Here is a 26339-nt window from a genome sequence, read left to right as displayed (position 1 = left end):
CGAACTCAAAACGGGGGTCAGCGGGCCGCCGCGCCCAGTGTGGCGACCATCGCGTCGACCGCGAACTTGGGCTTGACGTTCATCTCCAGCGCTTCGCGGCACCGGAGGATCGCCTCGATGCACTGCAGCAAAGACTCGGGAGTCGACACCGAGGCGAGGCCACGGGCCTGGTCCTCCATGTCGGGGTGCGTCATCGTCGACGAGGCGCCGTACGACTGTGCGAGAGCGTCGCGGTACAGCCCGGCAAGGTCGATGAGTGCCCGGTCCAGCGAGTCACGACCGGTACGAGTGCGCCTCGACTTCTGCCGCTGTTCCAGTTCCTTGAGCACGCCGGCGGATCCTCGCAGCGCGCCCGCTGCACCCTTGCCGGTGCCGCCGGCGCCGAGGGACGTCCGCAGTTCGTCGGTCTCCCGCTCGTCGCGGTCGGCGTTGATCTGCACCGCGTCGGACTCGGCGGCCTTCACCAGTTCTTCGACCACCGCGTACTGGGTGGCGGGGCGGAGCGCCGCCTTGGCGATGCCCAGTGCCCGCTGCCGTCGCTCGCGTGCCTCGGGGTCCGTCGCCAAGCGGCGCGCGCGGCCCACGTGTCCGCCGCCCACCGAGGCGGCCCACGCGGCGGTCTTCTCGTCCAGGCCGTCGTTCTCCCGCAGTACGCGTGCGATGTCCGCGGGTTTGGGCGTCACCAGAGCCACGTGCCGGCAGCGCGAGCGGATGGTGACGGCGATGTCCTCCGGATCCACGGACGGTGCGCAGAGCAGGAAGATGGTGCGGGCCGGCGGCTCCTCGACCGCCTTGAGGAGCGCGTTGTAGGCGCGCTCGCCCAGCCTGTCCGCGTCCTCGATGACCACGATCTGCCACGTCCCCGTGGTGGGGCGACGCGCTGCCATCTGCACCACCTCGCGCATCTCCTTGACAGAGATGCTGAGGCCCTGCGGCACGATGCGGCGCACGTCGCCGTGGGTGCCGTGCATGGTGGTGGTGCAGGCGTGGCAGTGGCCGCACCCGATGACGTCCGAATCCGTGCACTGCAGCGCAGCCGCGAAGCAGACAGCGGCGATGGAGCGGCCGGACCCGGGAGGCCCGGTGAACAACCACGAATGCGTCATGCGGGAACCGATGTCACCCTCACGCGCAGCCGCCGCCGCGTCGGACAGCTCGGCGACCACCTCGTGCTGACCGACCAGCCGTTCGAACACTCGCGCCATGGGAGGAGAGCTTAGTGCTCCTGTGCGACAGCCCCACCGCGACGCTTGGCCAGCAACGAGGACACCCCGGTCATCACGGCCACGACGATGGAGCCGACGACGAGACCGATCAGCGCGGATGCCAGCGTGTTGACGATCCAGGCCAGCACACCCCCGATACCGGCGACGTCGTGGACCGCGTCCTCCATGTGGTGGACGAACTCGTAGATCGGGTGGAACCCCAGCTCGTCGATGCCGTTGAGCAGGATGTGGCCACCGACCCACAGCATCGCCGCGGTGCCCACCACGGACAGCACCGCCATGACCTTGGGCATGCCCTTGACCAGGCCGCGCCCGACGGTCTGCGCGATGCCCGACGAGGTGTCGGCCAACCGCAGACCGATGTCGTCCATCTTCACGATGAGACCGACCACGCCGTAGACGAGGACGGTGATCACCACGGCGACGACGGCCAGGATGATCAGTCGGCTCCAGAAACCCTCGGCGGCGATGGTGTCGAGCGCGATGACCATGATCTCGGCGGACAGGATGAGGTCGGTGCGCACAGCTCCGGCGACGACAGCGTCCTCGTCGCGAGGTCCGTCCTCCTCGTGATCGTGAGCGCCGTGTCCGGAGATGGCGCCCCAGATCTTGTGCATCGCTTCGTAACTGAGGTAGGCACCGCCGACCATGAGGATCGGCGTCAGCAGCCACGGCAGGAACTGGCTCAGCAGCAGCGCGATCGGCAGGATGATGAGCAGCTTGTTGCGGAGCGACCCGAGGGCGATGCGCCGCACGATGGGGAGCTCGCGTTCGGCGGCAAGACCGCGCACGTACTGCGGCGTCACGGCGGTGTCGTCGATGACCACACCGGCGGCCTTGGCCGTCGCCTTGCCTGTCGCGGCACCGACGTCGTCGATCGACGCCGCCGCCAGCCTGGCAAGCGCTGCCACGTCGTCGAGCAGGGCTACGAGTCCGCCGGCCATCAGTACTCCCGAAGTAGGTCAGTGGTTCGAGAGTGAGAGTACCGCTCCGGGGGTGGGCTCGGCCGCGCATCGACTGTGGCCGCTGCACCGGGTGCGCACACCCTCTCCGTGACGTGCACACCCCCTGCAGCCTGCTACAACCGGTGTCCGCCCACTGAACCCCGTGCGACAGAGCGCGCGCCTAGAACTCCAACCCCATGTCACCCGCCACCACACCCATCGTCGACTGCCCGTCCAGAGCCTCGCGGAGGATGTCGGCGTGCCCGCTGTGGTGGGCGATCTCGCGCAACAGGTGCAGCAGTACGCGCCGCGCCGTCCACCAGATGCGCTCCGGCGCCCACGGTGCGGTGGGTTGCGGGATCAGGTCGTCGAGGTTGCCGAGCGCGGCGATGCACTGCTCCAGCGCTCGGCCGGCGGAGTCGAGTTCGGCCAGCACCTGTTCGATCGACTCGGGCACCTCAGGCTCGCCCGATCCCGAGAAGTCGACGGTCGAGTTCTCGTCGCGCTCCTCGAGCATGGTCACGTTCCCGCGGATCACCGACGCGACGTGCGCGATCAGCGAGGCGAGCGTGAACTCACTGACGGTCGTGCGCCGACGCGCCTGCTCATCGGTGATCCCCCGCGCCGTGATCGCGAGCATCCCGCGCTGATCGGCCAGGATGGTGACCAGATCGAGCTTCTCGCCCGTGACGTCGACCGACGGCCCCACGGATGTGTACGTCCCCGCCATGATGTGCCCCTCTCCTCGTGTGTGAGGAGAAAGCTAAGGGCAATCGCGGACAGGTGCGGTCCTCAGGACTCGGCGGGCGGCGTCTTCTTCGCAGCGGTCTTCTTGGCGGCCGCCTTCTTCGCGGGAGCCTTCTTGGCCGGCGTCTTCTTCGCTGCCGCCTTCTTGGCGGGAGCCTTCTTCGCCGGCGCCTTCTTGGTGGCCTTCTTCTTCACGGGCCCGCGAGCGCGACGATCCGCGAGGAGTTCCATGGCCCGCTCGTCGGTGATGGTGCCCACCTCGTCGCCCTTGCGCAGGCTGGCGTTGGCCTCACCGTCGGTGACGTACGGACCGAAGCGGCCGTCCTTGATCACCATCGGCTGACCACTGACAGTGTCCACACCGAGTTCGCGCAGCGGCGGCGTGGCGGCACCCTGACGTCCGCGACGCTTGGGCTCGGAGTAGATCTTCAGAGCCTCCTCGAGGGAGACGGTGAAGATCTGGTCCTCGGTGGCCAGCGAGCGGGAATCGGTGCCCTTCTTGAGGTAGGGACCGTAGCGCCCGTTCTGCGCCGTGATCTCTTCCTTGCTCTCGGGATCGACGCCCACCACGCGCGGCAACGACAGCAGCTTCAGCGCGTCGTCCAACGTGACCGTCGCGAGATCCATCGACTTGAGCAACGAACCCGTTCGCGGCTTCGGTGCGGTCGCTTTCTTCGCGGCCTTCTTGGCGGGAGCCTTCTTCGCCGCCTTGGTGGCCACGGCGGTGCCGCCGCCCCCATCGGACGAATGCTGTTCCACCGGAACGATGTCCGGGGTGGGCTCGGGCTCCTCGGGGATGACCTCGGTGACGTACGGCCCGAATCGTCCTTCCTTGGCGACGATCTCGTGACCCGACAGCGGGTCGACACCGAGCTTGCGACCCTCCTGCGGAGTCGCGAACAGCTTCTCGGCGAACTCGAGCGTCAGCTCGTCCGGCGGAAGGTCGTCGGGCAGGTTGGCGCGCTGCGAGATCGGGTCCCCGTCGGGATCGTCCGGGTTCTGCACCATCCGTTCGAGGTACGGGCCGTAGCGACCGACGCGGACGTGTACGTCGCGACCTTCGGAGTCGTCGAACAGGTGGATCGAGTTGATGACGCGAGCGTCGATGTCCTCGAGGTTCTGGCCGACCATCTTCTTCAGTCCGCCGGACCGTGCGACCGACCCCTCCGTGCCGTTCTCACCGCCGAAGTAGAAGGCGGACAACCAGTCTCCACGTCGTTCGCGGCCACCGGCGATGGCGTCGAGGTCGTCCTCCATGCCTGCGGTGAAGTCGAAGTCGACCAACCTGCCGAAGTGCGCCTCCAGCAACGCGATCACGGAGAACGCCACCCACGACGGCACCAGGGCGCTGCCGCGCTTGTAGACGTATCCGCGGTCGAGGATGGTCTTGATGATCGACGAGTACGTCGACGGGCGACCGATGCCGAGTTCCTCGAGCGTCTTGATGAGCGACGCCTCGGTGAAGCGGGCCGGCGGGTTGGTGGTGTGACCGTCGGGATCGAGACCGGTGGCCGTGACCGCCTGTCCCTGCTCGAGAACCGGCAACCGGGACTCGGCGTCGTCGGACTGTCCCCCGGCCTGGTCGTCGACACTCTCGACGTAAGCCTTGAGGAAGCCGGCGAACGTGATGGTGCGTCCCGACGCGGCGAAGGTGCACTCCTCACCGGTACCCGCGGTGCCCGAGATGCGCAGCGACAGAGTGGTTCCGCGCGCATCCGCCATCTGGGATGCGACCGTGCGCTGCCAGATGAGTTCGTAGAGGCGGAACTCGTCGGTGTCCAGCGAGCTGTGCAGTTGGCCCGGCGTCGCGAAGGAGTCACCGGCGGGGCGGATGGCCTCGTGCGCCTCCTGCGCGTTCTTCACCTTGCGGGTGTACTGCCGCGGGGTGTCGTGCACGTACTCGGGGCCGTACAGCTCGGTGGCCTGACGACGTGCGGCATCGATCGCCGACGCCGACAGGTTCGTCGAGTCGGTACGCATGTAGGTGATGTAGCCGTTCTCGTACAACCGCTGCGCGATACGCATGGTGCGCTCGGAGGACATGCGGAGCTTGCGCCCGGCCTCCTGCTGCAGGGTCGAGGTCATGAACGGCGGGTACGGACGACGCGTGTACGGCTTGGACTCGACCGACGCGACGGTCAGATCGACTCCGTCCAGAGCCTCGGACAACCGGCGTGCGCGCGCCTCGTCGAGAACGGTGACGCCCTCGGACTTGAGTTTGCCGTCGGCACCGAAGTCGCGTCCCGACGCGACACGAGAGCCGTCGACGTTGACCAGGCGCGCACCGAACGCCCGCGGCGTCGCCTCGGCGCCGGCGTCGAGCTGCGCCGAGATGTCCCAGTACTCGGCCGATCGGAACGCCATGCGCTCACGTTCGCGCTGCACGATGACACGTGTGGCCACCGACTGGACGCGGCCCGCCGACAGCTTCGGCATGACCTTCTTCCACAGCACCGGCGAGACCTCGTAGCCGTACAGACGGTCGAGGATGCGGCGCGTCTCCTGGGCGTCGACGAGGTCGGTGTCCAGTTCGCGGGTGTCGGCGGCGGCGGCGAGGATGGCCGGCTCGGTGATCTCGTGGAAGACCATCCGTCGAACCGGAATCTTCGGCTTGAGCGTCTCGAGGAGATGCCACGCGATGGCCTCGCCCTCGCGGTCGGGGTCGGTGGCGAGGTAGAGCTCGTCGGCGTCCTTGAGCAAGCTCTTGAGCTCGGCGACCTTGCCCTTCTTCTCCGGGCTGACGACGTAGAGAGCCTCGAAGTCGTGGTCCACGTCGACACCGAGACGAGCCCAGGACTCGCCCTTGTACTTGGCCGGAACGTCTGCAGCACCACGCGGGAGATCTCGGATGTGCCCGACCGAGGCCTCGACCACGTAGTTCTTGCCCAGATAGGGCGCGATCTTCTTGGCCTTGGTGGGTGACTCGACGATCACGAGACGCCGAAGCCCGGACGCGCCGGACGACGAGTTCCCCGTGCTGTCTCCTGCTGCCACCTGCTGCCGAACCTTCCTGGTCCCCGCGAGAGGGAACCCGTTCACCTGCGTCGATACCCCGAACCGTTCGAAGCCGACACACTACAGAGTGACACACACGTGCAACTCGTATGTGACACCGCGGCCCATCGACCATCGGTGACCTCCGTCCGAGTCCCCCTCTTCCTCTACACGAGGACGGGCCACCCGCCCGCGGCGAGAGCGCCCGGTGGCGGCTCGCCGATGTTCTCGATGAGCCTGGTCACCCGACGGCGACCGGTGATCCGGAGTGCCGGCGACCCTCCATGGGTTCCCACCAGAGTCGGCGCCACACCGGCGCGCATCAACGACTGGGCGAGCACCGGATGCGTGTCGGGGGCGTGCGGATCGAGTCCGAGGACGAACCGGGCGCCGCCGGCCTCCTGCCGTCCCGCCGCGACCACCCAGGCCCGCAGGGCGCGCGGTCCGGGCACCCAACCCCCGGGCACCGCCTTCATCGCTCCCCGGACCCACTCCGCGGCGAGCGACGCCAGCTCGGGCACCGGCTCGGTCCGGACCAGTGGCCGTCCCTCGTCGGTCGTCGTGATCTCGGCGTCGAAGCCGCACGACTCGATCAGGTCGGCCACCGCGTGGGCACGCCAGGTGGCATCGACGACGACGGAGATGCGCGTGCGCCCGGACACGATCACGGGCTGACCCTGCGCAGCCAGCAGCCCGGCGAGGTCGGCCGCGTCGGGCGGCGTCGACTCGGCGGAGAAGAAGGACAACTGGCTCACGATCGCGACAGTAAGCCACGAACGCCCCGCCGGCGTGGTGTCCGCGACGCAGTGTCACGGAAACGAGACGTCCCCCGCCACCTCGGAAGGCGACGGGGGACGTGTCGGTAGAGACTGTCCGATCGAGATCAGACGGCGCGGACGCCCGTGGCCTGGGGGCCCTTGGTGCCCTGTCCGACCTCGAACTCCACGCGCTGGTTCTCCTCGAGGGTGCGGAAGCCGCTGCCCTGGATCTCGGAGTAGTGGACGAAGACGTCAGCGGAGCCGTCCTCGGGTGCGATGAAGCCGAAGCCCTTTTCGGCGTTGAACCACTTCACAGTTCCCTGTGCCATGCTTGTCTATCCTTTTCTTGAACACCGGATGCGATGAACGGCACTTACAGTCCATCGGGCCGGTTCCGACCGCTGTGATGATCCCCCCCAAGAGTCACCCCGTGGGCAGAGCTTCACGCACCGCGCTCGCAACATTAGATCCTGCGAGCGTGAAAACGAACACAGAAGCCGCGACCGAGAACAGTGAACCACGTCGGACGGCGGCGCGACAGTCGACGAGACAACAACTTCGTAAATATCCTCGCGGGCTCTGTCCGCCCGTTCTTCTACGATCGACACGAGCACCGAGGGAGTGAGAGACAGTGAGCACGACGACCGACGCACCGGCCTCCTCGTTCGGCGGAATGCTGCTCGGACGAGCGCTGGCGGGAACGCCGCCGGGAGAGTCTCCGCTGACCCATGCGGCGGAGCTGCCGGGACGTGAGTCCCGGTACGCCGCATGGCCGCAGTGGCTCGAGCCCGCGGTCGTCGAGGTCTTCCAGGACTGCGGGATCCCGCAGCCGTGGACCCACCAGGCAGAGGCCGCGTCGCTCGCGTGGTCGGGCCGCAACGTGGTGGTCTCGACGGGCACGGCGTCGGGCAAGTCGCTGGCGTACCGGATGCCCGTGCTGTCCCGTCTGTCGACCGACGCGCGTGCCACCGCGCTCTACCTCGCGCCCACCAAGGCGCTGGGGGCAGACCAGCTTCGGGCTGCAGTGGACATGACGGACTCGCTCGCCGCGCGGGGCTTCCCGGACATCGCACCGAGTGCGTACGACGGCGACACACCCCTCGAGGTGCGCCAGTGGGCCCGGGCGAATTCACGGTGGATCTTCACCAACCCCGACATGCTGCACATCTCGCTGCTCAAGGGCCATCAGCGGTGGGCGCACTTCTTCCGCAACCTGGCGTACGTCGTCGTCGACGAATGTCATTCGTATCGAGGGGTGTTCGGCTCCAACGTCGCCCTGATCCTGCGACGACTCCGGCGCATCGCCGCGCGCTACGGCGCCGCGCCCGTCGTCGTTCTCGCCAGCGCCACCGCGTCGAATCCCGGGGCTGCGGCCAGTCGCCTGGTCGGTGCACCGTGCGAGGAGATCACCGAGGACGGATCTCCCCACGGTCCCCGGACCGTCGCCCTGTGGGAGCCACCGCTTCTGGACGTCACGGGTGAGAACGGGGCGCCGATCCGGCGCGCCGCCGGTTCCGAGGCCGCACGCATCATGGCCGACCTCGTCGTCGAGGGCGCCCGAACACTGACGTTCGTCCGTTCCCGACGCGGCGCGGAGCTGACGGCACTGGGTACCGCGCGGCTGCTCGCGGACGTCGATCCCGATCTGCCGCAGCGCATCGCGGCATACCGGGCCGGATACCTCGCCGACGACCGCCGCGAACTAGAGCGGTCGCTGTCCGACGGCACCCTGCTCGGCGTGGCCACCACCAACGCACTCGAGCTCGGCGTCGACATCGCGGGGCTCGACGCCGTCGTCGTCGCCGGCTTCCCGGGGACGGTCGCGTCGTTCTGGCAGCAGGCCGGCCGCTCCGGTCGCCGCGGCCAGGGATCGCTGGTGATCCTGGTGGGCCGGGACGACCCGCTCGACACGTACCTCGTGCACCATCCGGCCGCGTTGTTGGACAAGCCCATCGAGGCGACGGTCACCGATCCCACCAACCCCTACGTGCTGGGGCCACAGCTGCTCTGCGCGGCCATGGAACTCCCGCTGACCGACGACGAGGTGATCGAGCTCGGCGCTCAGGACGTCGCGCAGTCCCTCGCGGACCGGGGTCTGCTCCGCCGTCGGCCGCACGGGTGGTACATCACCGCGGACGCGACCCCCCATGCGGCGGTGGACATCCGGGGCGGTATCGGGTCGCAGATCGCGATCGTCGACGGCTCCACCGGACGCATGCTCGGCACCGTCGACGCCGCCCGCGCGCCCTCGACGACCCACCCCGGCGCTGTCCACATCCATCAGGGCGAGTCGTTCGTCGTGGACACGCTCGACTTCGAGGACGGCCTCGCGGTGGTGCACCCCGAGGAGCCCGAGTGGACCACCTCGGCGCGCGAGATCACCGACATCGTGATCGAGGACGTGCACGAACAGCAGTCGTACGGGGAGGTCGACGTCGCGCTGGTGCAGGTCCAGGTGAGCCACCAGGTGGTCGGATACCTCCGGAGACTGCCGTCCGGAGAGATTCTCGACTCCGTGGAACTCGACATGCCGATGCAGGAACTCCACACGCGCGCAGTCATGTACACGATCACGCCGGAGTTGCTCGAGTCCGCCGGCGTGACCGCCGAACGTGTTCCCGGGTCGCTCCACGCGGCGGAGCACGCGGCCATCGGTCTGCTGCCCCTCGTCGCGACGTGCGACCGATGGGACATCGGCGGCGTGTCGACGGCACTGCACGCCGACACCGGCCTGCCGACGGTCTTCGTCTACGACGGGTACGACGGTGGCGCCGGATTCGCCGACCGCGGCCACGCCGTCATCGGCACCTGGCTCTCCGCGACCCGCGAGGCCATCGCGTCGTGCGAGTGTGTCTCGGGGTGCCCGTCCTGCGTGCAGTCACCCAAGTGCGGCAACGGAAACGATCCGTTGGACAAGGACGGCGCCGTGCGCGTGCTCGACGCCGTCCTCGCCTGTCTGGAGGGTTAGGCCGACACGGTGGCCGGTTCGCCGAGCGCCACCGGTAGCGTGCGGAACCCGTGCAGCACACGGGTGTCCCGCTTGACGCCGGTGCCGGCGGACGACAGATGCGGGAAGCGGTCGAACAGCGTGCGCAGTCCCACCTCGCTCTCCGCGCGCGCGAGTGCGGCGCCGAGGCAGTAGTGGCGCCCACCCGAGAACGACAGGTGCTTGTTGGCGTTGGACCGACCGACGTCGAAGGTGTCGGCGTCGTCGAAGACCTGCGGGTCCCGATTACCGGCCGCGAGGACGCACACCACCAGATCGCCGGCCTCGAGGTCCATGCCTTCCAGGGTGACGGAACCCTTCGCGACGCGGGCCGTCATCTGCACCGGCGACTCGAGCCGCAGCATCTCGTCGACGGCCGTTCCCCACAGCGACGGATCGTCCTGCAGTCGCGCGAGCTGGTCGGGGTTGTTCATCAGCAGATTGATGCCGCTGCCGAGCAGGTTGACCGTCGTCTCGAACCCTGCCGCCAACACCAGACCCGCGGTGGCGCGGAGTTCCCGATCGTTCAGGTACACCCCGTCCTCGGACGCCGCGATGAGCTGACTCATCAGATCGTCGCCCGGGTTGTCGCGCAATCCCGCGATGTGGGTGGCGAGCCACCGGTCGAAGCCCTCGAGGCCCTGCTCGACCTCGCGGAACTGCGACCACGTCAGACCGACGTCGAGACTGGGCGCCGCGAGTTCGCCGAACTCGAGCACCTTGTCGCGGTCCGCCTCCGGCACGCCGAGGATGTCACCGATGACGGCGACCGGAAGCTTGGCGCAGTACGACGACACGATGTCGACCGTGCCGCCGCCCGCGGCCACGAGTTCGTCGAGAAGCGTGTCGGCCACCTGCTGCACGTTGTCGCGCATCGCGTTGACGGCGCGCGCGGTGAACACCGACGACACCAGCTTGCGGTAGCGGGTGTGCGAGGGCGGCTCGACCGACAGCAGCGACGGCGGCGCCAGCGGGTGCAGAGCGGCGGTTCGGGTGCGACGCTCGATCGCCCGCAGCGGCTTCGGGAGATTGCCGCCCACGACGACGGTGCGGTAGTCGTCCGAGCGCAGGAGGTCGAAGATCAGCCCGTGGTCGACGGTGAGGTAGGCGACGCGGCCCTTGACGATCTTTCCCCGGTCGCGAATCTCCTGGTAGACGACACCGGGGTTCGCGCGAGTCACCGGATCGGCGATGAGCTTGGCCTGCGGGTCACCGATCTTGATGCCGCGTTTGGCGAAGAAGCGCACCACTCCGTGCACCGCGAACCACCGCAGCCGCGATCGTGCCTCGTCCTTGACGTCCGCCACTCTCGACATTCCGATTCCCCCGATGCTCGGCCTGCGATAACCCGGTTGCGCGTTACCGCACGTCACACGTGTGACTCACCTCATGATGCGCCGGTCACGACGCCGGTGTCTACCGTCGTGTCATGACCCTGCGTCGGAGCGTCGCCTCCTTGTGGATCGCCACAGTCCTCTACTGGCCGATGCAGGTGATTGTCTCGCGTTCCTGGACCACCCCGTACAGCTGGCGTGACGACGTCATCAGCGCCCTCGGTGCGGCGACGTGCACCGACTACTGCTCGCCCGACCACGTCGTCATGAACGCGACGTTCGTGGCCGTGGGCGGCGCCACCGCAGCGGGCGCGGCGCTCCTGGTACGTCCCTCGGTGGGCATCGCACGGACGGGGTGGATCCTCGTGGCGCTCTCCGGTCTCGCGACGTGCGCCGTCGGGTTCCTCCCGATGGACGTCGCACCGGTCCCCCACACCGTCGCGGCGCAGGTGCACTTCGGCCTGCAGCTCGCCGGAATGCTGTGTGTCGCACGATCCGTCGGTCGAGTCGCCTCGCGATTCACCTACGCCTGCAGTGCAATCGCCGTGGTGGGCGGCATCGCCTTCCTCAGCCCCGGGAAATGGGGACTGGGCTCGGGTGTCACCGAGCGGCTCGCCCTCGACACCCTGAACGTGTGGACCATCGGCATGGGCGTGCTCCTGCTGGCGCGATCGTGGAATCCAGGCCCCGGAATCCGGGGTCGATAGTCCACGATCACCGAGGCACCAGTTGCGTGTCTCTTCGAGGCGGGCTGCTGCACGAGCCGCCGTGGCCGCCAGCGCGAAGACCGGCCGCCCCGTCGCACCGGAAGTACGCAGGCTCGCCGAGTCGCGCTGACCGACATACCGAGGTGCTGGTTCACTCCTCCACCGGCCCCGCCCGCGCGGAGGCCACCGCGTCCCTCTCCCCGAAGCGCAGCAGCGCGATCCGCACCCGCACCCGGACCTGCACGTCCCACTCCTCCACCGCGCATCCGTCCAGCACCGCATCCATCCGGGCAGCCGACGCCGTCGCCGCCGCGCACCCCGCCTCGGACCCCGACGTCAGTGCGGCGGCACCCGCCAGCGCAGCGAGGTCCGCCGCCGACTGCGCCTGATGACGGGCCGAGACGGCGGCACCCACCGAGACCACCGCCGCGGTCACCACTACCAGCGCCGCCGTGACGAACGCTCCCAGCACAGTCGCCGAACCGCGGTCATCCACCCGTCGGCTCCGCCGTCGCCACCGCACTCGCCGACACCGTCAACCCGGGCAGCGGCGACGACGCCTCCACCCGCACCGTCACCAGATCGCCGACGCGCGACACCGTCACCCGCGCACCGGGCGGGGCCACCGCCGTCGCCGACGTCACCGCGCTCTCGTCTCCGAGCGCCGAGAGCCGGGCACCCTCCCGCGCCGCGTCGATGCACCGGATGTGCTCGGTGACGGTGACCAGCGCACCGAGGCACAACACCAGGACGGCAACGATCGACGAGATCGCCAGCGCCGCCTCGACCGTCACCGCCCCGCTGTCGCCCGTGAGACCCGAGTCCCCCGTCAGACCTGCGTCTGCAGAGCCTTGTCGATGATGGACGTCAACGCGGTCACGATGCTGTCGCCCGTCACCACCGTGTAGAGCACGGCACCGAACGCCGCCGCCGCGATGGTGCCGATGGCGTACTCGGCCGTCGACATCCCGTCGTCCTCCCGCGCCACCGTCAGGATGCGCGCGCCCACCTCGGTCAGGAACTTGCTCATGTTCTCCCCCTTCGTATTCCGAGGAGGACGTTCCCCCTCGGCGTTCTCGGGCGGGGGTCACATCACCCCGCCGTTCAGGACGGACCCGGCAAGCCCGATCACCACGGGCACGATGCCGAGGCAGACGAACGCGGGCAGGAAGCACAGCCCCAGCGGTCCGCTCACCATCACTCCGGCGCGTTCGCCCGCGGCAGCGGCGGCATCGTCGGCCCGCACGCGCAGATCGGCTGCCGCCTCGACGGTCGCGTCGGCCATCGAGGTTCCCGACCGCGCCGAGCGGAGGATGACGCGTGCCACCGACTCGGTGTCGGGATGCGCCGCCAGCGCCGACCAGGCCGCATCGGGATCCGCTCCGAGAGTGAGCAACTGGGCGGCGCGGCGCAGTGCCGACGCCATGGGTTCGGGCGCGACGGAGGACACCGCCGAGGATGCGCTGCCGATGTCGAGTCCCCCACGGAGACAGGCGGACAGCAGGTCCAACGCGCCCGCGGTGGCGTGGTGGTCCGTCGGCGCCACCCCCACCGATGCGGAACCGTTCGCGCCCGGCACCCGGAGCCGGGCGCGCACACCGACGGCGGGCGGGAGCGCGAGCACCGCGGCGGCGAGGAGCACGAGAGTGATCGTCACGGTGCCACCTTCGCGACGATGGCGTCGGTCCAGAGCAGCCCGGCGCAGGCGAGGGCCACTCCGACGACCAGCATGATGCCGCCGGCGCCGCCTCCGGTGAGAACCGCGAGGGGCGCTGCGCCCATGGCCTGGCCGAGCAGGACGCCGACGGCGGGCAGCGCGGCGAGGACCATCGCCGTGGCGCGCGGGCCGGCCATGGACGCCTCGATGCGCCGGGCCGAGCGTCCGCGATCGCGCAGATCGGAGCGCACCGCGTCGAGCAGTGCCGCGAGACCCAGCCCGTGCACCTCGGCCACGCGCCACACGGCACCCACCCGGTCCCACGCCGGCCCGTGTCCGCCGACACGCACGGCATCCGACATCGTGCCGCCCAGTTCCGCACGAGCCGCGGCCGCGGCGAAGACGGTGCCGACCGGCCCGGGGTGCTCGCGTGCAGCGGTGCGGCAGGCCGTGGCCGGGTGGGCTCCCACGCGGAGTTCGGCCACCATCGTCTCGAGCGCTGCCGCCAGGGTGTCCCCCGCGCGCCGCCGGTCCGCCCGCACGGCGCCTCGGCCGCGCCGCAGGGCGACGGTTCCCAGCACGACGGCCACCGCAGCGCCCGCCGCGGCACCGAGGCCCAGCGCTGCCGCACCTGCCGCCACGGGTATCCAGGCACGCGCCGGCACTCGCACGGACACGAGCGAGCGTCGGCGCACCGGTCCGAGGCGCCGGCGCGCGTCCGTGCAGGGCAGCACCAGCAGAGCCGCCGCGAGACAGACCGCCGCGAGCATCACGCGGACCCCTCCCGTCGGCGCAGGATCGCGGTGAGAGCGTCGAGTCCTGGACCTCGTGCCCGCGTTCGCGACCAGGCGTCGACCACGGTGCACAGCCCGCGGTCGTCCCGTTCGAGCACGCCGATGGACGACAGCACACGCTGCCCGCTCGGCGTGCGGGCGGTGTGCAGCACCACCTGCACCGCGGCGGCGAACTGGCTGTGCAACGCCGCCCGGTCCATGCCACCGAGGGCCGCCAGCGCTTCGAGTCGTGCGGGTACCTCGTCGGGCGAGTTGGCGTGCACGGTGCCCGCACCGCCGTCGTGTCCGGTGTTGAGCGCGGTGAGCAGGTCCACGACCTCGGCACCGCGGACCTCGCCCACCACGATGCGATCGGGACGCATGCGCAGGGCCTGACGCACCAGATCGCGCACCCCCACCTGGCCCACTCCCTCCACGTTCGCGGGCCGGGCGACGAGCCGCACCACGTGGGGGTGCGAGGGCGCCAGTTCGGCGGCGTCCTCGACACAGATGATGCGCTCGGCCGCGTCCACCTCACCGAGCAGTGCCGCCAGCAGGGTGGTCTTCCCCGTCCCGGTGCCACCGACCACGAGGAAGGCCAGGCGTCTGGACACGATGCGGCGCAACAGATCTTCGGCGCCCTCGGCGAACGCGCCGGTCGCGGCGAGGGCCGAAAGCCCCTGTGTCGCGGGGCGCAGGACGCGGAGCGACAGGCACGTCCCGCCCTGCGCCACCGGCGCGAGAACGGCGTGCAGTCGCACTCCGAACGACCCGGGATCGATTCCGGGCAGACGACCGTCCACCCACGGCTGCGCATCGTCGAGCCGCCGCCCGGCCGACAGCGCCAGCCGCTGGGCGAGGCGGCGCACGGCGGCCTCGTCCCCGAACCCGACGCCGGCTCGCCGCAGACCCTGGCCCCGGTCCACCCACACGTCGTCGGGTCCGGTGACCAACACGTCGGTCACGCCGGGCTCGCGCAGGACGGCGTCGAGCACGCCGGCACCGCGGAACTCGGTGTCCAGGAGATGCAGTGCGCGCAGCAGATCCGCGTCACCGAGCACGCCGCCCGCCTCGGCCCGGAGCGCCTCCGCGATGAGGGCGGGCGTCGGATCCCGGTCGGCGTCGACGAGGCGCACCCGGACGCGATCGAGCAGATCCGTCGACACCCATCCCGTCATGTCGTGGGCGCCGAGGTGAGCAGTGCCAGGACGTCGCCGGCAGCTCGCGCCAGGGGAGATCGGCGGCCGAGGACCAGTCCACGCCCGTCGAGCATCGCGGCGAGTCGACGCTCGGGGCGCACGGAGGCGAGCAGGGGAAGACCCACCACGTCGGCCACCTCCGCGGCCGTCAGTCCGGACGGCGCGGGACCGCGGACCACCACTCCCACGTTGGCCGATGTCGAGGTGATCGACCGGGCGAGACACTGCGCCGCCGCGGCCGACCGCACCGTCGCCGGGACCAGCACGACCACCAGATCTGCCGCCTGCACGGACATCTCGTGAATGGGGCCTGCGCGCGGTACGTCGCACACGACGACCTCGCCCGCCGTGACTCCGGCGTCGACGACGGCGCGCCAGGCCGCTGCCGTGATGGTGTTCGTCTGCTCGCGCCGGGTCGAGAGCACCGCCAGATCGCCGCGCCCGGGCAGCGCGTGATGCAGTGCGTCGGCCGTGACGGTTCCGCCGTCGATCACCAGTTCCGGCCAGCGCAGGCCCGGTGTGCCGTCGAGTCCCGTGACGAGGTCCATCCCGCCGCCCGCCGCGTCTCCGTCCATCAACACGGTGCGCCCGGACCGGGACGCGACGACGGCCGATGCCGCGGCGAACACGGACGCACCGGCGCCGCCGCAACCGCCCACCACCGTCACGACCACACCGCCACCGACGGGGACGCGTGCGGCCGCGGACAGCACCCCCATGAGATCGGCCTCCTGCGCCGGCAGCGCGAGCACACGGGAGGTGCCGAGCCGCGACGCGCTCTGCCAGGCCTCGACGTCCGCCGGTCCGTCGGTCACCACGACGACACCGGGATGCCTCGGAAGGTGTTCCCGCACTGCTCGTTCGGCAGCTGCCGTTCCCAGCACGACGATGTCCGAGGACTGCCACAGCGCGCGGTCCGGCAGCGCGCCGAGGTGCGACGACTCCCGACCCGCGGCGGCGGCGATACGCCGGACGCGATCGGAGAGTGCGGCGTCGGGCACGATCACCAGGAGTGCTGAATCGAGGTCGGTCACGCCGTCGATCGTGCGGCGTCCGCGGTCGGTCCGCCAGGGCGACGAGCCGAACCTGTGGACAACTCGGTACCCGGGGACGGCGCCTGCGCCAGCGCGGAGAAGGTGCTAGCGCACCGGAAGTAGGGGACGACCCCCGCCAGGGGGGGAGGAGGCGGGGGTCGTCGGAGTTCAGCCCCGGGGGGTCGGGCTGAACACGCCCGGTTCGAGACCGGGTAGTCGAAATCTTACACCGCCGACCACCCGCACCGACACGGACGACCGTCGGTCCGTCGCGCCGTCGAAGCAGGTGGAGACACCGTGACCCGCGATCCACCTCCGGGCACCCTTAGGCTGACGGGGTGAGCACACCCCTCCGCCCGGACGCCCCCGGCCGCGTCGCCGCGTTCTTCGATCTGGACAAGACGATCATCGCCAAGTCCTCGACGCTGGCCTTCAGCAAGCCCTTCTTCGACGGGGGTCTCATCAACCGCCGGAGCGTGCTCAAGAGCAGCTACGCGCAGTTCCTGTTCCTGGTGTCGGGCGCGGATCACGACCAGATGGAACGGATGCGCATCCACATCGCCAACATGTGTACCGGCTGGGACGTCGAGCAGGTCCGAGCCATCGTCGCCGAGACGTTGCACGACATCGTCGATCCGCTGGTCTTCGCCGAGGCTGCCGACCTCATCGCCGACCACAAGCTGCGCGGCCACGACGTCGTCATCGTCTCGGCCTCCGGCGAGGAGGTCGTGGCGCCCATCGCGGACGCTCTGGGCGTGGACCACGACATGGGTACCCGGATGGCCGTCGAGGACGGCAAGTACACGGGCGAGCTCTCGTTCTACTGCTACGGGCCCGGCAAGGTCACCGCCATGGAGGAGTTGGCCGAGCGCGAGGGATACGACCTGTCTCGGTCCTACGCCTACTCGGACTCGATCACCGATCTGCCGATGCTCGACGCGGTCGGACATCCCACCGCGGTGAACCCGGATCGAGGCCTGCGCCGCGAGGCGTCGGCCAGGGGATGGCCGATCCTCACGTTCTCCGACCCGGTCTCGCTGCGCGCCCGGTTCCAGGCCCCGTCGTCGGGCACGGTGGCCGGCATGGCCGCCGTCTCGTTCGGCGCCCTGGCCGCGGGCGCCGCGACGTACACGCTGCTGCGTCGGCGACGCTGAATCGATCGGGTTCGCGAAACCCTTGCTGTGGCGCGAGTCACAGAGTACAAATGGTCTTACGGGAAGACGGAAGGCCAAGAGCGGGCCGGAAGAGAAGGATCGCTCTCCCAGCCGGGCTTTCCCCAGCACGACCGATCAGTACCCACGCGTAGCGCGCCGCTATGATGGCACAAGCGTTGTGGGCCTGCGAAAGTCGCGCATCAGGGATGAGAACTTCGCACTGGTTGCGGACACGAGTCCCGGGCGCACGATTTCCCGCCGAGGCCTCGCGGAGTCCGCTCCGCCGCAACCCACTCTGCACGCCTGGTAACCGACGTTCGTGCTGACGGGCGACGTCGTCGAGGTGAGAACTCGGCAACGTCGCCCGTTTCATGCGTCAGACGGAGTTGTCCGCGATGGTGGTCGCCTCGGCTGCTCCGGCCTCGAAGGTGCCGCAGCACAACAGCACCCAGCTCCCCACGCCCTGCTCGGTGCCGCGGGCGAAACCGTCGGCGCCGGTGCGGTACGCGGCGAGCCGCTTCGCCCAACTGATCTCCGGGACACCGAGATTGTGGGGGTCGAAGCCCGTGGACACGGCCACCAGCCGCGAGGCCGCCCGGGCCACGATGCCGTCGGCCGTGCCGAACGGCTTCAGCGCCAACAGTTCTCCGTGCACCACGGCGGCCAGCACCGGGGCGGGCGCCTTCGTGGCGCCGGTCACGAGATCCGCCAGGAACGCGAGGCGGTCGGCTGCGTCCGCACGGGGTCGTCCGAGATCGTCCTGTGTCGTCGCCAGGTCCGCGGCGGCCAGGAGGTGCAGCCTCGCCAGCGCCTGCAGCGGCGCCCGTTGCCAGACGCCCACCATGATCGGCAGGGAGTCGCCGTCGAGAGCCTGGGCCACCCGGAGCGCGCCGGCGAGCAGGGGCGGGGCGGCCTCACCGTCCTCGGGCATCGCCGTGGAGGACCCCTCCATCGCGGCGGAGGCCCGCGCGGCCCGGACCGCCGCCTCGGCTGCCGTCGCCTTCCATCCGCGCCGGTTGGCCTTGTGCCGGTGCACCTCGCCCAGCGCGTTCCGCGCCCGCTCGGCGGCGTCGCGCACCCCCTCGAGCTCCAGGATCGGGCCGAGGGGATCTGTGGCTGAGCTGGTCATCCGGTCAGGCTATCGGTGGTCCTACGTCGCGGTGGATCCGGCGTTCCGCTCGGCAGCCATCAACTCGGCACGCTCGCGGCGCCGGACGGCCTGCTGCTCCGGGTCGGGAACGGGCACCGCGGCGAGCAGCCGCTTCGTGTACGGGTCGGCCGGCGAGCGCAGGATGGTGTCGGTCCGATCGAACTCCACCAGCTTGCCCGCACTCATGACGGCGATGCGGCGAGCCAGCACCTCGACCACGGCGAGGTCGTGGCTGATGAACAGGCATGCGAAGCCGTACTCCCGCTGCAGCTCCTGGAAGAGCTCGAGCACCTTGGCCTGTACGGACACGTCGAGCGCGGACGTCGGCTCGTCGGCGACGAGGAGGGTGGGTTCGAGAGCCAGGGCGCGGGCGATGCCGACACGCTGGCGCTGACCACCCGACAGCTGATGCGGGTAGCGGTTGCGCATGTCCCGCGACAGGTGCACCTGATCGAGCAACTCCTCGATCTTGGTGTTGCGCTGACCACGGTCCATCTCGGTGTGCAGCAACATCGGCTCGCCGATCGACTGGCCGATGGGCCACCGCGGGTTCAGCGACGAACCCGGATCCTGGAACACGATGCCGACCTTGCTGCGCACCGGACGCAGGTCGCGGGTCGACATCGACGTGATGTCCGTTCCGGCGATGGACAACGACCCCGAATGCAGCTTGAGCAGGCCGACGGCTGCCTTGCCGATGGTCGACTTGCCCGATCCGGACTCACCGACCAGACCGACCACCTCGCCCGGCTCGATGGTGAGGCTGACACCGTCGACCGCGCGGAAGCCACCGGAGCGACGCGAACCCGGGTACTCGATGACGGCGTCGACGAGTTCGAGCGCGTACCGCACGTCGGGGGTGTCGTCGGTGCCCGCCTGCCCGGTCCGGGAACCGAGGTGGGGCACGGAGGCCAGGAGTTCGCGGGTGTAGGCGTGATCGGGACGATGGAAGATGTCGCCGGAGGTGCCCTGCTCGACGATGTCGCCACCGCGCATGACGAGGATGCGGTCGGCCATGTCGGCGACCACGCCCATGTCGTGGGTGATGAGCAGGATCGCCGCGTCGACCCGACCGCGGAGGTCGCGCATGAGCTGCAGGATCTCGGCCTGCACGGTCACGTCGAGTGCCGTGGTCGGCTCGTCCGCGATGAGCACGGACGGCTCGGATGCCAACGCCTGGGCGATCATCGCGCGCTGGCGCTGGCCACCGGACAACTGGTGGGGGTAGTACTTGACGCGCTTCTCCGGCTCCGGCATCTCGACGAGCCGCAGCAGCTCGATGACACGGTCCTTGGCCTGCGCCTTGCTGAGCTCGCTGTGCGCGCGGATGGCCTCGGTGATCTGCCACCCGATGGTGTAGACGGGGTTCAGAGCCGTCATCGGCTCCTGGAAGATCACGGCGATGTCCTTGCCGCGCACCGAGTTCAGCTCACGTTCCTTCAGGCCGATCAGTTCGCGACCGTTGAGCGTGATGCTGCCGCTCACGCGGGCGTTGTCGGCCAGCAGGCCGGGCACCGCCATGGCGGTGGTGGACTTACCCGAGCCCGATTCGCCGACGATGGCGAGGATCTCGCCGCGAGCGAGGTCGAACGAGACGTCGCGCACGGCGGTGCGCCAAGTCTTGTCGACTTCGAAGTCGATCGTCAGATCCGAGACTCCGAGAATCGGGCCGGTCTTGTCGTCACTCATGTCCGTCAGCTCCGTTTCGGGTCGAGCGCATCTCGCAGCGCATCGCCCATGAGGATGAAGGCCAGCACGGTCACCGACAGGAACCCGGCGGGGAAGAGCACCAGGTGCGGCGAGGTGGAGATGTAGTTCTGGCCGAGGTTGATCTGCAGGCCCCACGAGATCGCCGGCAACTGCAGCCCGATACCCAGGTAGGACAGCGTGGCCTCGGCCGCGATGAACGTGCCGACGGCGATGGTCGCGTACACGAGCACGGGTGCGAGGGCGTTGGGCAGGATGTGGCGGACCAGGATGCGGAACGTACTCGCGCCCAGTGCCTGTGCGGCCTGCACGTACTCGCTCTGCTTGATCGAGATGACCGACGAGCGGACCAGTCGCATGGCCGTCATCCACCCGAAGGCGATGAGGGCCAGCGCCACCGTGGTGACGGTCCGCTCACTGGTGACGGTGAGCAGGACCAGCGCGCCGAGCAGGAGCGGGATGCCGAAGAAGATGTCGGTGAAGCGGGCGAGCAGGCTGTCGAGCACGCCACCGAAGTACCCGGCGAGCGCGCCGATCAGGACGCCGATGATCAGCACGCCGATGACGGCGAGCAGTCCGATGGTCAGCGAGATGCGGGCGCCGTAGATGACGTTGGCGTAGTAGTCACATCCCTGCAGGTCCGTTCCGAACCAGTGCTCGGAGCTCGGCGAGAGCCGGGTGTCCGACAGGTCGCAGGCGCGCGGATCGATCCCGCGAGCGAACAGCTGGGGCACCACGGCCATCAGGACTAGCACCGCGGTGATGACGGCACCGAACCAGAAGAAAACGCTGCGCCGCAGCTTCTTCCACGCGTTACCCCACAGGCTCGCCTGGCCGACCAGCTCCTGTGCCTCACCGGTCACGACGTTGCCCGGCTCGCCCTCGGCGGCGACATGCTGTGCATCGTTGGTCATAGCGCCTACTCGTATCGAATTCGGGGATCGAGGAGCGCGTAGAGCACGTCCACGACGAGGTTGAAGAAGATGTAGAAGAAGACCATCAGCGTGACGATGCCGACGACCACCGCGCCTTCCTGACGCTGCACGGCGTCGAAGATCGCGCGTCCGAGGCCCGGCAGGTTGAACACCGACTCGGTGACGATGGCGCCGCCCAGCAACGCACCGATGTCCGCGCCGATGAACGTCACGACGGGAATCATGCTGTTGCGCAGTGCGTGACGCAGGACGATGCGCCGGTACCCCACGCCCTTGGCGCGGGCGGTGCGGATGTAGTCCGCCGCCATGGCCTCCGACACCGCGGACCGCGTGAGACGCGCGACGTACGCCATGGACAGCGACGCCAGGACCAGGCCGGGCAGCAGGTAGCTGTACCACCCGTCGTTGATACCCGCGATGGGGAACAGGTCGAACTTGTAGCCGAAGAGGTACTGGGCGACGAAGCCGAAGACGAACACGGGAACCGACACCAGCAGCGTCGTCGACACCAGCACGAGGTTGTCGAAGAAGGAGTTGCGGCGCAGACCGGAGAGCACACCGGCCGCGATGCCGATGACGGCCTCGAAGACGATGGCCACGATGGTCAGCCGCACCGTCACCGGAAGACGCTGGGAGATGGTGTCGAGCACCGGGCGCCCGGCGAAGTCGGTACCGAAGTCACCCTGCAGGAGCCCGCCGACGTACTTGACGTACTGCACCAGGAACGGGTCGTCGAGGTTGTACTGCGCACGCAACTGCGCGACGACGGCCGGGGCGAGCGGGCGATCGCCCGCGAGCGCGCGGATGGGATCACCGGGAAGGGCGTACACCATCGCGAAGATCAGGAACGAGGCGCCGATCAGGACCGGGATGGTCAACAGCAATCGGCGCGTGATGAAGCGACCCACTGGGTTCTCCTCTTCGGGGTCTCACGGTTCACGCGTCGGTGGGGCGCCCTGCGTCTGCACGGCGCCCCACCGAGTCGAGAGAGAGGTCAGCTGACCGTGACGTCCGCGACCTCGATGTCACCGAACAGGTCGATCTTGACGTTGTCGACCCGCTCGCTCCACACGGCCTGGTTCAGACCGTAGAAGAGCGGAGTGGCCGGCAGGTCGCGGAACAGGATGTCCTCGGCCCGCTGGTACTCGGTCGTCGCGGCGTCGATCGACTCCGCGTTGTTGCCCTGCGAGAGGGCGGCGTCGAACTCCGGGTTGGAGTAGAAGCTGACATTCGAGCCCGCCGGCGGCAGTGCTGCCGAGCTGTAGACCGGCGACAGGAAGTTGTACAGCGACGGGTAGTCCATGATCCAGCCCGAACGGAACGGACCGGTCATGCCCTGCGCGTCCTGCAGCGGGAGGTACTGCGCGAACTGCAGATCGCCGCGGAGCACGTAGTCGACTCCGAGGTTGGTGCGCAGCTGGTTGCCCACGGCGGTCATCCAGGTGTCGTGTGCCGCACCGGCGTTGAACCACAGCTCCACCGGCTGCGACCGGTCGAAGCCGGCCTGGTCGAGCAGCGTGTTGGCCTGAGCGGCGTTCAGCTCGCACTTGGTGCCGCAGGCATCGTCCCGGTAGCCGTCGACGACGGGCGAACCGAAGGAGGTGGCCGGCGTGCGGGTGTTGGTGAAGATGGCCTCGGTGATGGCCTGACGGTCGATCGCCATCGAGAACGCCTCACGCACACGGGGATCCGAGAAACGCGGGTCGTAGGTCGGGAACGCGAGCGAGGTGATGTCGGGGCGAGCGCGCTCGCCGTACCGGTCACCGAACTGGTCACGTGCGGTCGCCCAGGCGTCCGGCGGCAGATCCAGCATGACGTCGAGGCCGCCGGCCTGAACGTCGGTGTAGCCGGTGCTCAGCTCCGTGTAGACCTTGAACTGCACGCCCTGCGACTGTGCCGGGTTCTCACCCTTGTAGTCGTCGTACTTGGTCAGGGTGATGCCCTGGCCCTCGACGAAGTCCTCGTCGGCCTTGAACGGGCCGTTACCGATCGGGCGACGTCCGAAGGCGTCGGGATCGGTGAAGAACGCCTCGGGCAGCGGCGAGAACGCGCTGTAGCCCAGGGTCACCGGGTAGATCGCGAAGGGCTCCTTCAGAGCCACGCGAATCGTGGTGTCGTCCACGGCCTCGAGGCCGGTCATCGTGGTCGCGGTGGGCTCAGCGCCCTCGGCGGCCTGCAGATCGTCGTAGCCCTGGACGTTCTCGAAGAAGTACGAGGCACCGAAGGCGTTGGTGCTCAGCGCGGTGTAGTTCCACGCATCGACGTAGGACTTCGCGTCGACGGGCGTGCCGTCGTGGAACGTCCAGTCCGGCTTGAGCTTGATCGTCCAGTTCTGCTGGTCGTCGGACTCGACCGACTCGGCGACGCCGGTGTACTCGACCTCGCTGCTCTCGTCGTTGTAGTTCACCAACGGCGTGAACAGGGCCTTGAGGACCTGGTTGCCCTCACTCTCGGTGGTGTTACCGGGAACGAGCGGGTTCTCGGGCTGGCCGATGTACAGGCTGTAGGTGCCCTCGGCGCTCGAGGACCCACCCCCGCCACCACACGCCGCGAGCATGCCCACGGCGGCGATGGCCACCGAGACCACCGCGATCGTCTTCTTGACTCTCAACATGTCCTCCATCGAATCCGGCACGAACAGGGTCGACTGCACGCACCGTCCGCGGGTGGTCCGCGGGTGTCGGGTGGGCCACGGGCGATGACCGGCGTGACCCGGATATTTGCTTGACTTTAGACACACTCACAAAGGTCTGTCGTGCACTCCCCCGAAATCGGAACGACCCGGGTCCGCCCCGAAATACGGACGTAACCTGACAGGACTGGACCTCACCGGTCAGACAGCCTGATGAGAGACGATTTTCGTGTCTCATCACCATCCATCGCTGCTGCACACCGCCCGTCGCGCAGAACGCACCTCTCGCCGCACGTCCCGGGTCGCAGCCCTCTGCAACGGTGCGGCGCCGGTCACACGTGACTACCCTCACAGTCGCGACACACCGAACCGAGACACCAGTTCTTCCGAGAGGGGCCAGGTACCACGATGACCGAGACCGTGACCGACGACGGCGCGACCAGGGACACGGAATCGGAGCACCCGGTGTCCTATCCCCCGAGTGACGACTTCGTCGCGCAGGCCAACGCCGGATCCGAGCTCTACCAGGCGGCGAAGGACGATCGCCTCGCGTTCTGGGCCGAGCAGGCGAACCGGTTGCACTGGCACACGCCGTTCGAGCAGGTGCTCGACTGGTCGGACGCCCCCGTCGCGAAGTGGTTCGTCGGCGGTGAACTGAACGTCGCCTACAACTGCGTCGACCGGCACGTGGTCGAGGGCCGCGGCGACCAGGTGGCGATCCACTGGGAGGGCGAGCCCGGGGACAGCCGCGAGATCACCTACTCCGACCTCCTCGCCGAGGTCAGCCGCGCCGCGAACGCCTTCACCGATCTCGGGCTCGTCTCGGGTGACCGCGTCGCCATCTACATGCCCATGGTCCCCGAGGCCATCGTCTCGATGCTCGCGTGCGCCCGCCTCGGACTGACCCACAGCGTCGTCTTCGCAGGCTTCTCGTCCTCCGCACTGCGCTCGCGCATCGACGACGCCGAGGCCAAGCTCGTCGTCACCACCGACGGCCAGTGGCGCCGCGGCAAGGCCGCGCCGCTCAAGGACTCGGTCGACGAGGCCGTGGACGGCGCCGCGTCGATCGAGCACGTCCTGGTGGTCAAGCGCACCGACATCGACGTGCAGTGGACCGAGGGCCGCGACCTCTGGTGGCACGACACCGTCGGGTCCGCCTCCCCCGAGCACGAGGCGCAGGCGTTCGACTCCGAGCACCCACTCTTCATCCTCTACACCTCGGGAACCACGGGTAAGCCGAAGGGCATCATCCACACCTCCGGCGGCTACCTGACGCAGACCGCCTACACGCACCACTACGTCTTCGACCACAAGCAGGGCAAGGACGTCTACTGGTGCACGGCCGACATCGGCTGGGTCACCGGGCACAGCTACATCGTCTACGGCCCGCTGGCCAACGGCGCCACGCAGGTGGTCTACGAGGGCACGCCCAACTCTCCCGACGAGCACCGGCACTGGAACATCGTCGAGAAGTACGGCGTCACCATCTACTACACGGCGCCCACGCTCGTGCGCACGTTCATGAAGTGGGGACGACAGATCCCCGACGCACACGACCTCTCCTCGATCCGCCTGCTCGGCAGCGTCGGCGAACCCATCAACCCCGAGGCGTGGCGCTGGTTCCGCGACGTCATCGGCGCCGGCAGCGCCCCGATCGTCGACACCTGGTGGCAGACCGAGACCGGCGCGATCATGGTCTCGCCACTGCCCGGCGTCACCGCCACCAAGCCAGGATCGGCCCAGACACCGCTCCCCGGCATCTCGGCCGCCATCGTGGACGACGACGCGAAGATGCTCGGGCCCGGCGGCAACGGGTACCTCGTACTCGACGAGCCGTGGCCGTCGATGCTGCGTGGCATCTGGGGCGACATGGAGCGCTACAAGGACACCTACTGGTCCCGCTACGCCACCGAGGGTTGGTACTTCGCCGGTGACGGTGCGCGCTTCGACGACGACGGCGACCTCTGGGTCCTCGGACGCGTCGACGACGTCATGAACGTCTCCGGTCACCGCATCTCCACCTCCGAGGTGGAGTCGGCTCTGGTGACCCACCCCGGTGTCGCCGAGGCAGCCGTCGTGGGCGCGGCGGACGAGACCACCGGCCAGGGCATCGTCGCCTTCGTCATCCTGCGCGAGGGCATCGAGAACACCGGCGACGCGCTGATCACCGAGCTGAAGGCTCAGGTGTCGAAGGAGATCTCGCCGATCGCCAAGCCGCGACAGATCACGGTGGTCCCGGAGCTCCCCAAGACGCGCAGCGGAAAGATCATGCGCCGCCTGCTCCGCGACGTCGCCGAGGGCCGGGATCTGGGCGACACCTCGACCCTCGTCGATCCCGCCGTCTTCGACGCGATCGCCAAGGCCGGCCAGAAGTAACCACGCGTCACGCAGAGAGAGGGGCT

At 69.3% G+C, this 26339-nt stretch carries 23 protein-coding genes; 4 read left to right on the top strand and 19 right to left on the bottom strand.

Features of this window, described 5'->3' with window-relative positions; translation table 11 throughout:
• Window positions 1-17 precede the first annotated feature (17 nt).
• From HQ308_RS19855 to HQ308_RS19830, 6 genes are all read right to left on the bottom strand, one after another.
• On the bottom strand, window positions 18-1205 hold the full coding sequence (locus HQ308_RS19855) for a DNA polymerase III subunit delta' (protein WP_222647575.1): 1188 nt from the start codon (window positions 1203-1205) through the stop codon (window positions 18-20).
• An 11-nt stretch (window positions 1206-1216) separates the two neighbouring features.
• Complete coding sequence (locus HQ308_RS19850; RefSeq protein ID WP_222647574.1) at window positions 1217-2170, bottom strand: DUF808 domain-containing protein; 954 nt, start codon at window positions 2168-2170, stop codon at window positions 1217-1219.
• Between the two features lie 181 nt (window positions 2171-2351).
• Window positions 2352-2900, bottom strand: a complete 549-nt coding sequence (locus tag HQ308_RS19845; RefSeq protein ID WP_056443410.1) for a DUF664 domain-containing protein — start codon at window positions 2898-2900, stop codon at window positions 2352-2354.
• A 62-nt stretch (window positions 2901-2962) separates the two neighbouring features.
• Window positions 2963-5911 carry a type I DNA topoisomerase gene (topA, locus tag HQ308_RS19840; protein WP_222647573.1) on the bottom strand — a complete coding sequence of 983 codons (2949 nt, stop codon included), beginning with the start codon at window positions 5909-5911 and terminating at the stop codon, window positions 2963-2965.
• A 167-nt stretch (window positions 5912-6078) separates the two neighbouring features.
• A complete protein-coding gene (locus HQ308_RS19835) occupies window positions 6079-6666 on the bottom strand; it encodes a hypothetical protein (protein WP_222647572.1) in 588 nt (195 codons plus the stop codon).
• 128 nt (window positions 6667-6794) lie between these two features.
• Window positions 6795-6998 (bottom strand): cold-shock protein, encoded by a 204-nt coding sequence (locus HQ308_RS19830; RefSeq protein WP_005248460.1) that lies wholly within the window; start codon window positions 6996-6998, stop codon window positions 6795-6797.
• 344 nt (window positions 6999-7342) lie between these two features.
• Between HQ308_RS19830 and HQ308_RS19825 the strand changes: the two genes are divergently transcribed.
• The gene (locus HQ308_RS19825) at window positions 7343-9637 is read left to right on the top strand and encodes a DEAD/DEAH box helicase (RefSeq protein ID WP_222647596.1); all 2295 of its coding nucleotides are present in this window, start codon (window positions 7343-7345) and stop codon (window positions 9635-9637) included.
• Here the strand turns inward: HQ308_RS19825 and HQ308_RS19820 are convergent.
• Complete coding sequence (locus HQ308_RS19820; protein ID WP_222647571.1) at window positions 9634-10971, bottom strand: cytochrome P450; 1338 nt, start codon at window positions 10969-10971, stop codon at window positions 9634-9636. The two genes, HQ308_RS19825 and HQ308_RS19820, sit on opposite strands and share 4 nt — an antisense overlap.
• A 113-nt stretch (window positions 10972-11084) precedes the next feature.
• On the opposite strand from HQ308_RS19820, the gene HQ308_RS19815 reads away from it, so the two are divergent.
• Entirely contained in the window at window positions 11085-11696 is a 612-nt protein-coding gene (locus HQ308_RS19815) for a DUF998 domain-containing protein (protein ID WP_222633343.1), read from the top strand.
• A 151-nt stretch (window positions 11697-11847) separates the two neighbouring features.
• On the opposite strand, the gene HQ308_RS19810 is transcribed toward HQ308_RS19815, so the two are convergent.
• The 7 genes from HQ308_RS19810 to ssd are packed head-to-tail and all read right to left on the bottom strand — an operon-like array spanning window position 11848 to window position 16359.
• Complete coding sequence (locus HQ308_RS19810; RefSeq protein WP_222647570.1) at window positions 11848-12192, bottom strand: Rv3654c family TadE-like protein; 345 nt, start codon at window positions 12190-12192, stop codon at window positions 11848-11850.
• Window positions 12185-12490, bottom strand: a complete 306-nt coding sequence (locus HQ308_RS19805) for a TadE family type IV pilus minor pilin (RefSeq protein WP_285187117.1) — start codon at window positions 12488-12490, stop codon at window positions 12185-12187. The genes HQ308_RS19810 and HQ308_RS19805 overlap by 8 nt, the downstream gene beginning before the upstream one ends.
• 35 nt (window positions 12491-12525) lie before the next feature.
• The gene (locus tag HQ308_RS19800) at window positions 12526-12726 is read right to left on the bottom strand and encodes a DUF4244 domain-containing protein (RefSeq protein WP_222633341.1); all 201 of its coding nucleotides are present in this window, start codon (window positions 12724-12726) and stop codon (window positions 12526-12528) included.
• A 57-nt stretch (window positions 12727-12783) separates the two neighbouring features.
• Complete coding sequence (locus HQ308_RS19795) at window positions 12784-13353, bottom strand: type II secretion system F family protein (RefSeq protein WP_308115833.1); 570 nt, start codon at window positions 13351-13353, stop codon at window positions 12784-12786.
• Entirely contained in the window at window positions 13350-14123 is a 774-nt protein-coding gene (locus HQ308_RS19790; protein ID WP_261770361.1) for a type II secretion system F family protein, read from the bottom strand. The genes HQ308_RS19795 and HQ308_RS19790 overlap by 4 nt, the downstream gene beginning before the upstream one ends.
• Window positions 14123-15304 (bottom strand): TadA family conjugal transfer-associated ATPase, encoded by a 1182-nt coding sequence (locus tag HQ308_RS19785; RefSeq protein WP_222633339.1) that lies wholly within the window; start codon window positions 15302-15304, stop codon window positions 14123-14125. Before HQ308_RS19785 ends, HQ308_RS19790 begins: the two co-directional genes overlap by 1 nt.
• A complete protein-coding gene (gene ssd, locus HQ308_RS19780) occupies window positions 15301-16359 on the bottom strand; it encodes a septum site-determining protein Ssd (RefSeq protein WP_222633338.1) in 1059 nt (352 codons plus the stop codon). Before ssd ends, HQ308_RS19785 begins: the two co-directional genes overlap by 4 nt.
• A gap of 338 nt (window positions 16360-16697) precedes the next feature.
• Between ssd and HQ308_RS19775 the strand changes: the two genes are divergently transcribed.
• On the top strand, window positions 16698-17513 hold the full coding sequence (locus HQ308_RS19775) for an HAD-IB family hydrolase (protein ID WP_222633337.1): 816 nt from the start codon (window positions 16698-16700) through the stop codon (window positions 17511-17513).
• Between the two features lie 376 nt (window positions 17514-17889).
• Here the strand turns inward: HQ308_RS19775 and HQ308_RS19770 are convergent, their stop codons facing one another.
• From HQ308_RS19770 to HQ308_RS19750, 5 genes are all read right to left on the bottom strand, one after another.
• Complete coding sequence (locus tag HQ308_RS19770; RefSeq protein WP_056443385.1) at window positions 17890-18642, bottom strand: hypothetical protein; 753 nt, start codon at window positions 18640-18642, stop codon at window positions 17890-17892.
• Window positions 18643-18663: 21 nt separating this feature from the next.
• Window positions 18664-20352: an ABC transporter ATP-binding protein gene (locus HQ308_RS19765; protein ID WP_261770335.1), complete on the bottom strand. Its 1689-nt coding sequence runs from the start codon at window positions 20350-20352 to the stop codon at window positions 18664-18666.
• A gap of 5 nt (window positions 20353-20357) precedes the next feature.
• A complete protein-coding gene (locus tag HQ308_RS19760; RefSeq protein ID WP_051613564.1) occupies window positions 20358-21284 on the bottom strand; it encodes an ABC transporter permease in 927 nt (308 codons plus the stop codon).
• Between the two features lie 5 nt (window positions 21285-21289).
• On the bottom strand, window positions 21290-22213 hold the full coding sequence (locus HQ308_RS19755) for an ABC transporter permease (protein ID WP_027506699.1): 924 nt from the start codon (window positions 22211-22213) through the stop codon (window positions 21290-21292).
• 86 nt (window positions 22214-22299) lie between these two features.
• Window positions 22300-23916: an ABC transporter substrate-binding protein gene (locus tag HQ308_RS19750; RefSeq protein ID WP_027506698.1), complete on the bottom strand. Its 1617-nt coding sequence runs from the start codon at window positions 23914-23916 to the stop codon at window positions 22300-22302.
• Window positions 23917-24345: 429 nt separating this feature from the next.
• Between HQ308_RS19750 and acs the strand changes: the two genes are divergently transcribed.
• On the top strand, window positions 24346-26313 hold the full coding sequence (acs, locus tag HQ308_RS19745) for an acetate--CoA ligase (RefSeq protein WP_222633336.1): 1968 nt from the start codon (window positions 24346-24348) through the stop codon (window positions 26311-26313).
• Window positions 26314-26339 lie beyond the last annotated feature (26 nt).

Origin of the sequence: Rhodococcus sp. BP-241 (genome assembly GCF_019836145.1) — a bacterium.
GTDB lineage: Bacteria > Actinomycetota > Actinomycetes > Mycobacteriales > Mycobacteriaceae > Rhodococcoides.
Note: the sequence above shows the minus strand (reverse complement) of the source record. Positions and strands in the feature narration are given on the sequence as shown.